This window comes from Paraburkholderia sp. (assembly GCF_034668105.1).
Lineage (GTDB): Bacteria > Pseudomonadota > Gammaproteobacteria > Burkholderiales > Burkholderiaceae > Paraburkholderia.
The window spans coordinates 1-9,716 of record NZ_JAXDPY010000166.1 but is presented as its reverse complement, the minus strand read 5'-3'; the positions used below and the strand labels follow the sequence as shown (position 1 = coordinate 9,716).

Below are 9,716 nucleotides of genomic sequence, written 5' to 3'. Positions count from 1 at the left end.
GGGGACCCGCTTAAGAGTTAGCGGTTTGAGCCGCTTTCTTTTGCCTACTTTTCTTTGCGGCAGGCAAAGAAAAGTAGGTGCCTGCCCCGCACAGGGGCGACGCTAATAGACCAATAACAAATCAAGGAAAGGCCAACACCGCAGGCATCCAGACAAAGCGCCGCGCAGGCAAAAAAAACCACTAAAAAAACCAACCGCCGCAGGCAAAACCAAAACCCTTAGCATTCCTCCCCAGCATACCTCCGACAATGCTCCAAATACCCAGCCGCATGGCTACTAACAAGCTCGACAATACTAGTCCAAAGCCACCCCGGCGCATCAAGCGTCTTCGACCGATTCCTCCGCAACTCAGCAAGCCACGCCTTGCGTCCCCCCGCATCCATCTGCCGCGCATGCGCCTTCCCCACTACTAACGCCAGAAACCGCGCAGCTTTCATCGCCTCATCGCGAGTCAATTGCTCAATCGTCAACTTCATATCCTGCGGCAGCAACTCCCGTATCACAACCGCGCGATCCGATAAGCGCGCCGCCCGCATCCGCTCGCCAAGCGAAGGCGACAAGTGCCGTGCCCCCTCCACCACCCGCTCAGCGTTGTCCCGCGGCATCCGCACACCAGCATATCGCGGTGCCGCCGCCTGCGCGGCTTCCTTGATGTCGATCAGGCACAGATCGTCACCCTCCGCCGCCGCACCGTCGATGTCCAGCAGCACCGCATATCGCAAGCGCCCCAGCGAACTGCATCCCTTGATCCAGTACGCCGCATCGAGCACCTCGACATCCGCGTCCTCGCCACGCCCGCGCAACACCGTCGCGAGTCGCGCCAGCGCTCTCTTCTCGAACAACGCCTCGATCTCGCGCCGCTCGCTCTTCGCCAACGGCCAGAAGCGCGGCCCCAGTGGAATGCTCGGCTCGAGATCCTCGATCCGTTCCTCCGCCAGATGACGCCACGAACGGCGCACCGCCTCCTTCATCACCACCCTCACCGCCTCAGGCTTCTCCTCATAAATGTCGGCTTCACCGGCCGCCTCGTCGAAAGAACGCTCGTAGCCGTCCGCCAACGCTTCCATCATGCGCACAGTCGTCACGCCAGGCAGGTCCGAGCCGCGCGCGGCCGTCGCCAACGACAGACCCAGGCGGATCAGATCGTGCGCGGGGTTGCCGATCACCGTCTGGTCCAGATCGCGAATCTGAATCTCGACGCGCCCCTGCGCATCGGCAACCGGCCCGAGATTGCCGCTGTGGCAATCTCCGCAGATCCAGATCGCCGGACCTTCGGGCAACGCGTGGCTCTCCATTGCATCGAGCCATTCGTAAAACTTGCTCGTGTTGCCGCGCACATACGCGTGTGCCGAGCGCGCCATTCTCGCGTTGCGGCGCGTGGTCAAGATCGCCTGGCGTGCGTCCGCCTTAGGCAGTTGGTTTCGTGTGATGACTTTCTTGGGCATCGTGTGTCCGCGTGTATTGAAGTTCAAATCCGGCCTGGCGCCAATCCCACCCTGCACCCCTTGGCGCGAGCGAACACATGCGCACAGCACGAATCACGCCCGGCCACATCCTCGACCCGGCACATCGGCTTCAGGGGCACCAAAGAAGTGAAGTTGCAACGCAGCGCTAATCCCCGCGCTGTTCTTTCCCCTATGCAACGCACAACTCGACCATGTCAGGTAAAAGTTGCCAAATCCGCTCTACGCGTCTTGCGTCTAACGCTAATCCCACGTCAGCCGGTCAGCAGCATGGCGTTGTGGCCTACAATTCGTTGCTGCCGCACGGCTGCTTCGCGCCTGCGGCGCACGCTAGAAGATTCATCCCGCCTCCTGCTGAACATCTACGCGCGTCATGCGCGTCGGCAGAGTGGGGACATACTCATCGACGTGACCTCTGTGGAGCGCAGCAATGCCATTTCCGGCACATGATCACGGCTGCCCCGGCTGGAACGGGGAAATGGCGCGGCGCATCAGCGATTTCAACTGGGCTGCCACCGACCTCGGCACCATCGAAAGCTGGCCGCGCAGTCTGACCGCCACCGTTCAAATGCTGCTCGCTTCGCCCGTGCCCCTCGTGCTTCTATGGGGCAAACCCGGCTACATGATCTACAACGACGCCTACGCGGTATTCGCGGGCGGACGGCATCCGTATCTGCTCGGCTGTCCGGTCGAACGGGGCTGGCCGGAAGTCGCCGAATTCAACCGGCACGTGATGCTCACGTGTCTCGCCGGCGGCACGCTGTCGTATCGCGACAAGGAACTGGTCCTGCTGCGCGACGGCAAGCCCGAAGACGTCTGGATGGACCTCTACTACAGTCCGGTCGCCGACGACAGCGGCGCACCCGCAGGGGTCCTCGCGATGGTCGTTGAAACCACCACGCGCGTACTGACCGAACGCTGGCGCCAACGTGCGGAAGCGGAACTGCACGAGACCAACGAACGGCTGCAACTCGCGCTCAATACCGGCGCCGTGCTCGGCACGTGGGTGCTCGACGTGCGCACTGGCACGGTCACGGGTGACGAACGTTTTGCGCGCACGTTTTCCCTTTCGCTTGAAGAGGCCGCGCAAGGCATCCCGCTCAACGCCGCGACGCAAATGATCCATCCGGACGACCAGCCGTTCATGGAGCGCATGACGGCCGAAGCGTTGCGCCCCGGCCAGCCGTTTCGCGCCGAGTACCGGATTCGCCGGCCCGATGGCGATTACATGTGGGTGCAGGCGAACGGCCAGTGCGAGTTCGACAAACACGGGGAACCGACGCGCTTTCCCGGCGTGCTGATCGACATTCACGAACGCAAGATCGCCGAACAATCGCTGCGTCAGTTGACCGAAACGCTGGAACAACGCGTCACCGACGCGGTCGCGGCTCGCGCGCTCGCCGAAGAGCAGTTACGCCAGGCCCAGAAGATGGAAGCGATCGGCAGCCTCACCGGCGGCGTCGCGCACGACTTCAACAATGTGCTGCAGGTGATCAACGGCAATCTGCAGATGCTCGCCGCCGATGCCGACGACAATCCCGCCACGCTGCGGCGTTTGTCCGCCGCGATGGATGCCGTCAAACGCGGCGCGAAACTGGCCGCGTACCTGCTCGCCTTCGCGAGGCGCCAGCCGCTCTCGCCTACTGTGCTGAATCCGCGCCGTTTGCTGGCCGGCATGAGCGAGATGCTGCACCGCGCGCTCGGCGAGACCATCAAGATCGAAACCGAGTTGAGCGACGACCTGTGGCATGTGCAGGCCGACCGCAATCAACTCGAAAACGCGCTGCTCAATCTCGCGATCAATGCGCGCGACGCGATGCAAGCCGACGGCACGCTCACCGTATGCGCGACGAACCGCGTGCTCGACCCGGTGTTTTGCCGCGGCAAGCCGGAGCTCTCACCGGGTGAATATGTGGTGTTCTCGGTGACCGATACCGGCACCGGCATACAGCCCGGCATTCTGGAGCGCGTGTTTGAACCGTTCTTCACGACCAAGCCCGACGGCCATGGCACCGGCCTCGGCCTGAGCATGGTGTTCGGCTTCGTCAGGCAAAGCGGCGGCCATACGGTGATCGACAGCGAAGTGGGACGCGGCACTACCGTGTCGCTGTTCTTTCCGCGCTGCTGCGAGCCGGAAACAGCCGAAACAGTCGATCAAACCGCGACGCCGGGCGGCGGCGGCGAGACGATTCTGGTCGTCGAGGACGATGCGGATGTGCGCCTGACCGCCGTCGAAATGCTCGCGCAACTTGGCTACAAGGTGCTGACTGCATCGAGTGGCGACGCGGCGCTCGAGTTCATCGATAGCGATGTGCCGATCGATCTGTTGTTTACCGACGTCGTGATGCCAGGCCAGGTGAAAAGCGTGGCACTGGCGCAGCGCGCGGCAGCACGCTCACCTTCCGTGCCCACGCTCTTCACTTCGGGCTATACGCGCGACGAGATCGTTCATCATGGCAAGCTCGACGCCGGCATTACGCTACTTTCGAAGCCTTACCGGCGCGACGATCTGGCGCGCAAGGTGCGCAGCGTATTGTGCGCAGGCGGCGCCGCTGCGGCCGGCATCGGCGATGGGCGAATTGCTCCTTGTGTGCCACGCACGATCTACGACCCAGCCAGTGTCTCCAAAGTGCCGGAGCCGCGTGAAGGCCCGTACGAGCCAGGCGCTTCGGAACAGAATCCGCTCGCCGACGCCTCGACCGATTCGTTGGCGGACTCCCTCGCGAGCCGGCCATCGCAGCCATCCAGCACACCAGCGCGCGTGCTGCTGGTCGAAGACGATGCCGATTCGCGCGACGCGCTCAGTGACCTGCTCGGCGCGTTGGGTCTCGCTTGCACCGCGGTCGCAAGCGCCGAGGAAGCGCTGCCGCTCGTGCCCGCGCAACGTTTCGACATCCTGTTCACGGACCTGACGTTACCCGGCATGTCGGGCGACAACCTCGCGCGCACGGTGCTGCGCCAGCAGCCGGACATTCGCGTGTTGCTGGTATCGGGCTACGGCAGGAACGCCCAGATCGGCGAGCCCATCCCCGGCGCAAGGCTGCTTGGCAAACCACTCGACATCGCGCAATTACGACATGAACTCGCGGAGTGGCTCGATCATTCGGAGGCGGCTTCCACGCTCACGTGCACGGAACCGCAGCGCTAGGCGCGGCACGTGCCTTCCGGAGTCGGCGTGTGAACTCCTCGCCCCCTGGCGGGGAGACAGCTTTGTGTGGGTCAGGTTTCGAGTAACGCGTGCTCGTCAGATACGTTGCGCCGCGCAATCCCGCGCGCCATGGCCGAACTCGTGCCTTGACACCAACACATCATGACGTCATGATGTCCCCGATGAGCACCGATCGCACCAGTCAACTCCCCCTCTACGCGCAAGTCGAAGCGGTCCTCGCGGCACGGATCGAGGACGGCACGTATCCGCCCGGCACGCAGTTGCCGAACGAAGCGAGTCTGCTGGCGAGCTACGGCATCAGCCGCACCACCCTGCAGAAAACGGTGCAGAACCTGATTGCGCGCGGATTGATCGAAATCCGCCGCGGCAAAGGCACCTTTGTCACCCAGCCGCGCCTCACTCAGCCGCTCACCGAACTGAGCGGCTTCGTCGAGGATATGCGTGCGCACGGCCGGCATCCCACTGCCCGGCTGCTGGCGAGGCGGATCGAAAATTCCAGCGACGCCGTCGCCGGCAAGCTCGCGCTCGAACCGGGCACGCCGGTCGTCCACATCCAGCGCGTGCGCATCGCCGACGGCACACCGCTTTCGTTCGACGAAACCTGGCTGCCAAAAGACATCGGCGAAAAGATCATCGAAAACGATCTGGAGGCCGAGCCGATCTTTACCCTGCTCGAAGAGAAGTACGGCATTCCGCTCGTCGAAGCCGAATACCGGCTCGAGGCGATCGCCGCGAGCGAAGCCGTTGCGCAAGCCCTCGAGGTCGACGCGGGCAGTCCGATTTTCCTGATCGAGCGCACGTCGTATTGCAACGACAACCGTCCGGTCGACTACGAAAAGCTCTACTACCGCGGCGACCAGATCCAGTTCGTCACCCGTCTCGCCCGGCGCAAGCCGACCGCCCCATGACCGGCGCGGCGGCCGCAATGGATCTGCACTACACGCTGTGGCTGTTCGCGGTGTCGCTCGGCGCAAGCATGCTGGGCGGCATGCTCGGCATGGCAAGCGGCATTTTTATCGTGCCCATCCTGACCATGTTCGGTCACCTGGATATTCACCTGGCGATCGGCGCCAGCATCGTTTCGGTGATCGCCTGTTCGTGCGGCGGCGCAGCGCCATTCCTGCGCGGGCGTTTGACCAACGTGCGCCTCGCCGTGGTGCTGGAAACCGCCACTACACTCGGCGCACTGTCCGGCGTGTTGCTGAGCGGACTCATTCCCGTGCCCGCACTGTTTTTCATTTTCGCGGCCATTCTGTTGCTGTCCGCCCGGCAAATGCTCGCCCGGCGCGCCGATCCAATCGCCGGCCACGGCGCCGACGCAGCGGCCGCGTATTCGTGGGGCACGGCGTTGCGTCTGAATTCGAGTTATCCGGATCGCGCGCTCGGCCGCGACGTCGACTATCGCGTGCAACGCGTACCGTTGGCTTTATCCCTGATGTACGGAGCGGGACTGATTTCGGCGCTGCTCGGCATCGGCAGCGGCGTGCTCAAGATTCCAGCGATGGATACGGCGCTGCGCCTCCCGATCAAGGTCTCGTCGGCCACGTCCAACTTCATGATCGGCGTGACGGCGGCGGCCAGCGCCGGCGCGTACTTCCTGCGTGGTGAAATCGTGACCGCCATCGCCGGGCCAGTGGCACTGGGATCGGTGGTCGGCGCGGTGCTCGGCGCGCGCATCCTCATGCGCGTTTCGAATGACAGGCTGCGCGTGCTCTTCGTCGTGGTGCTCGCCTTACTCGCCGTGCAAATGCTGCTCGAGGCATTCGGCATTCACATTGCCGGAGCGTCGGCATGAGCCGCATCGCGCCGACCGGCGCACGGCTCGAACGCTGGCTTGCGCGGCTCCTGCATTACGGCACATGGGTGGCAACGGTCACGATTGCGAGCGGCCTTGCGATTGGGCTGCCAGGCCGTTTTGAAAGCGCACTACCCGGCCCGCGGACTCACCCCGAACTGCTTTCAACGCCGACCGGCATGCATATCGTGACCGTTGGCATCGCGCTTTTCATCCTGCTGCCGATAATGCGGCTTATATTGATGTTAGGGATGTTCCTGCATCAACGCGACTACCGGTTCAGCGCGATCACCGCCCTCGTGCTGGCAATCGTCGCCGCGGGCTTGCTGGTCGGTGCAGCTTGATGTGTGCGGCGCGAACAACCCCGGGTATGATTCCCGTCGCGCACGAGTCGGCGTTCGACTCAACGCCGCACGCCTGGTAGCGCATGTTGTGGTTGCGTTTTGTCATGCGTCTTGAAGTCGCATTTGCAGCCGTGTTTGCGCGGCACTTCTTCAGTCACGAGAACCATCATGCCCGTCCAACACGACGAAGTCCCCACTGCCAGCGCCAAGCCGGGCCAGGCAAAGCGCAAGGATCTGTCCATAGTGTCGCGCAATCTGATGATGGTTGCGGTCGGCGTCGTGGTCTTCGCGATCGTTGCGACAGTCGTTCTGTACGGTCCGATCATGTACGGCGACCAGATTCCCAACTTCGGCATCATTCTCATGCTGACCGTGCCGGTTATCGCGGGCGTGGCGTTCCGCGTGGGGCTGGATGCGTGGCTGGAACGGAAATGAGCGGCAGCACCACCCACACTTCCAACCCGCCTCCGTCGCGCGCATGAAACTGCAGGCTGCCGCCGTGCAGCCGCGCGATCCGTTCGACAATCGCCAGCCCCAGCCCGGTTCCGCCGCTATGCGCGCGAGCATTGCGGCCGCGCTGAAACGGCGCCTTCAGCTGCGCCAGCTCCTCGGCTGAAAGCCCCTTGCCACGATCGCCGACCGCGACGTATACGGCTTCGCTGGTGGCCCAACTGCGTACAGCGAGCCCCGTGCCGCCATACACGATCGCGTTCTGCATCAGATTCATCAGCAGACGCATCATGCTGATCGGCCTGTAGGCCACAGCGGGCAATACCGCGAGCGACAGCGCAAATTCATGCCCGAGTCCCGCGAAATCGCCGGCAAGCCGTTCGATCAACGCATTCAGATCGCCAGGCTCCGCTGCCTCGCGCTCGCCGCTGCCCGCGTAATCCATGAACTGCTGCAAGATCGTCTCGATCTGATCCAGGTATGACTCCGCGGCCACCGCAAAGCTGCTGTCGCTGCCATCCGGCATCGCCATGGCCATCGAGAGCCGCAATTTGGTAAGCGGCGTGCGAATGTCGTGCGAGATGCCCGCCAGCATCAGCGCGCGCGTCGCCTCCGCTTGCTGTAACGTCTGCGTCATCTGATTGAAAGCGTTGCTCACCGCGGCGATCTCGGCAGGGCCGTCGGTCGGCAACGGCGCGGGCGTTTCGCCGGCGCTCACGCGGCGCGCCGCCCGCGTCAATTGCTGCAGCGGCTGGTTGAGGTGGCGCTGGATCACGTAGCCGGTTAGCGCCGCCAGGGCGCCCAACCCGAGCGACAACAGGATCGCGGCGTCGAGCCCGGCGCCTTGCGCGTCCTCGGGAATCGGCAGTGCGATCCAGTACGGCATGTGCGGCGCGTCGGCCGGCGCGTGCATGCGAATCCACAAGCGTTGACCGCCTTCAAACTGCCAGCGCGCCGGCATGTCGGCAGGCAGATGCGCGCGCAAGCTCTCTACAAACACGTTGCGCTGATAGCTGCGATAGGCGCGTAACACACTGCGTGGCGCTTCGAGGGTGGCCTCGCGAGGCAGCTCCGCGCGTCCGTTCAGACGTGCGATCAAGCCGGCGCGCGCGTCAGCCGGGGTAGCTTGAAGCAGGCTGTCGAGCGTCGTCACGTAGGTGGCGAACACGGTGGCCGCCCGTTCGACTCGAGGGCGCTGAACGTAGTGCAGCAACACGCCGAGCGAGCAGATCTGGCTCAGCATCACCAGCACGATCAGGAGAGCGATATTGCGCGCCAACAGCGTTTTCGGCAGTGCCTTTTGCAGCATTGAGCGCATCATGAGTCGACGTCCGCGATCAGCATGTAGCCGACGCCCCACACGGTCTTGATGAAACGCGGCTTCGACGGGTCGTCCTCGACGATCTGCCTGAGCCGCAGCACCTGCACGTCGATGCTGCGATCGAGCGCATCGTGCTCACGGCCACGGGCGCGCGCCAGCAGATTGTCACGGCTCACCGGCCGGTTCGGCGACGAAGCCAGCGCGACCAGCAACAGCATCTGCGCCGAATGAATCTCCAGCAGTTCGCCGGCCCGCGACAACTGCTGCTTGCCGACATCGAGACTGAAATCGCCGAAGCGCACGCTCTGCGAGGTCACGGTGAGCTCACCCGAAGCAATCTTCTGGCGACGCAGCAGCGCGTTGATCCGCGCCACCAGTTCACGCGGCAGGAACGGTTTGGCGAGGTAATCGTCAGCGCCGGTTTCGAGGCCGGCCACCTTGTCGAGCGGATCGCCTTTCGCGGTCAGCATCAGGATCGGCAGCGTCTGCCCCTGGGCACGCAAGCGGGCGCAGATTTCGAGGCCGTCCTCTTCGCCGATCATCAGATCGAGCACCAGCAGATCGAACGGCTCGCGCTCCAGATAACGGTCGAGCCGCTTGCCGTCCTCCGCGATCCGCACCTCGAATCCATGGCTGCGAAGGAAACGCTGCAGCATGTTGCGCAGTTCGGCTTCGTCGTCGAGCACGATGATTTTGGCGGGGCGATCCATACGAAAGCTCCTCGGTTTAAGCGTCGGGCGGTGCAGGCCGCGCGCGTGCCGTTCGGCCTGGCACTGCGAGAGCACCGGCAACGACGGAATGAACAGCACGGCGATCCAGGTAAAAGCGGGTATCTCCGAAAATACCGCAATGCCAGGCAAATGGCGCGCGCTCATTGACACGATCGGCGCGCAGGCGATGCTCCGGTGGCAGCACGGAGCGGGTTTCATCGCGCGGGGCCATCAAGGAACTTACGATCCCGCCGATGCCCGCGCGACTCAGTGCGCTGCCCCGCGTTCCTGCATGAATGCCGCGATCTGCGGCAAGGTGATGTAGCCCGCTTTTTGCGTATCGATCTCGTCAAAATACCTGGCGACCATCGGCATTCCGGCGGCCGCCTGTTCCCGGGTGAGCTTGCCGTCGTGCGTGGTATTGGCATTCGCAAAGCGCGTTTGCAGTTGTTGCGCCGTGCGTT

Annotated in this window: 8 protein-coding genes and 1 pseudogene; 5 read left to right on the top strand and 4 right to left on the bottom strand. The window is 63.8% G+C overall.

The features are described from left to right. Positions 1-218: 218 nt before the first annotated feature. Complete coding sequence (locus QOC89_RS07860) at positions 219-1,445, bottom strand: DUF2252 domain-containing protein (RefSeq protein ID WP_323044510.1); 1,227 nt, start codon at positions 1,443-1,445, stop codon at positions 219-221. Positions 1,446-1,893: 448 nt separating this feature from the next. Here QOC89_RS07860 and QOC89_RS07855 point away from each other — a divergent pair, with 448 nt between their 5' ends. From QOC89_RS07855 to QOC89_RS07835, 5 genes are all read left to right on the top strand, one after another. Next, on the top strand, positions 1,894-4,611 hold the full coding sequence (locus QOC89_RS07855) for a response regulator (RefSeq protein ID WP_323044509.1): 2,718 nt from the start codon (positions 1,894-1,896) through the stop codon (positions 4,609-4,611). 182 nt (positions 4,612-4,793) lie between these two features. After that, positions 4,794-5,540 carry a GntR family transcriptional regulator gene (locus QOC89_RS07850; protein ID WP_323044508.1) on the top strand — a complete coding sequence of 249 codons (747 nt, stop codon included), beginning with the start codon at positions 4,794-4,796 and terminating at the stop codon, positions 5,538-5,540. Further along, positions 5,537-6,427, top strand: a complete 891-nt coding sequence (locus tag QOC89_RS07845) for a sulfite exporter TauE/SafE family protein (RefSeq protein ID WP_323044507.1) — start codon at positions 5,537-5,539, stop codon at positions 6,425-6,427. The genes QOC89_RS07850 and QOC89_RS07845 overlap by 4 nt, the downstream gene beginning before the upstream one ends. Continuing rightward, positions 6,424-6,771: a DUF1634 domain-containing protein gene (locus tag QOC89_RS07840; protein ID WP_323044506.1), complete on the top strand. Its 348-nt coding sequence runs from the start codon at positions 6,424-6,426 to the stop codon at positions 6,769-6,771. Before QOC89_RS07845 ends, QOC89_RS07840 begins: the two co-directional genes overlap by 4 nt. A gap of 168 nt (positions 6,772-6,939) precedes the next feature. Further along, a complete protein-coding gene (locus QOC89_RS07835) occupies positions 6,940-7,206 on the top strand; it encodes a hypothetical protein (protein WP_323044505.1) in 267 nt (88 codons plus the stop codon). On the opposite strand, the gene QOC89_RS07830 is transcribed toward QOC89_RS07835, so the two are convergent. The 3 genes and pseudogenes from QOC89_RS07830 to QOC89_RS07820 all read right to left on the bottom strand — a co-directional run. Further along, entirely contained in the window at positions 7,151-8,542 is a 1,392-nt protein-coding gene (locus QOC89_RS07830) for an ATP-binding protein (protein WP_323044504.1), read from the bottom strand. The two genes, QOC89_RS07835 and QOC89_RS07830, sit on opposite strands and share 56 nt — an antisense overlap. Further along, positions 8,539-9,252 (bottom strand): response regulator, encoded by a 714-nt coding sequence (locus QOC89_RS07825; protein ID WP_179738126.1) that lies wholly within the window; start codon positions 9,250-9,252, stop codon positions 8,539-8,541. The genes QOC89_RS07830 and QOC89_RS07825 overlap by 4 nt, the downstream gene beginning before the upstream one ends. 267 nt (positions 9,253-9,519) lie before the next feature. After that, positions 9,520-9,716, bottom strand: a pseudogene (locus QOC89_RS07820) (EF-hand domain-containing protein); the annotation flags it as partial.

Coding starts and splice junctions, on each gene's coding strand:
- QOC89_RS07860 (WP_323044510.1), bottom strand. CDS start 1,445: ATGCCCAAGAAAGTCATCACACGAAACCAACTGCCTAAGGCGGACGCA.
- QOC89_RS07855 (WP_323044509.1), top strand. CDS start 1,894: ATGCCATTTCCGGCACATGATCACGGCTGCCCCGGCTGGAACGGGGAA.
- QOC89_RS07850 (WP_323044508.1), top strand. CDS start 4,794: ATGAGCACCGATCGCACCAGTCAACTCCCCCTCTACGCGCAAGTCGAA.
- QOC89_RS07845 (WP_323044507.1), top strand. CDS start 5,537: ATGACCGGCGCGGCGGCCGCAATGGATCTGCACTACACGCTGTGGCTG.
- QOC89_RS07840 (WP_323044506.1), top strand. CDS start 6,424: ATGAGCCGCATCGCGCCGACCGGCGCACGGCTCGAACGCTGGCTTGCG.
- QOC89_RS07835 (WP_323044505.1), top strand. CDS start 6,940: ATGCCCGTCCAACACGACGAAGTCCCCACTGCCAGCGCCAAGCCGGGC.
- QOC89_RS07830 (WP_323044504.1), bottom strand. CDS start 8,542: ATGATGCGCTCAATGCTGCAAAAGGCACTGCCGAAAACGCTGTTGGCG.
- QOC89_RS07825 (WP_179738126.1), bottom strand. CDS start 9,252: ATGGATCGCCCCGCCAAAATCATCGTGCTCGACGACGAAGCCGAACTG.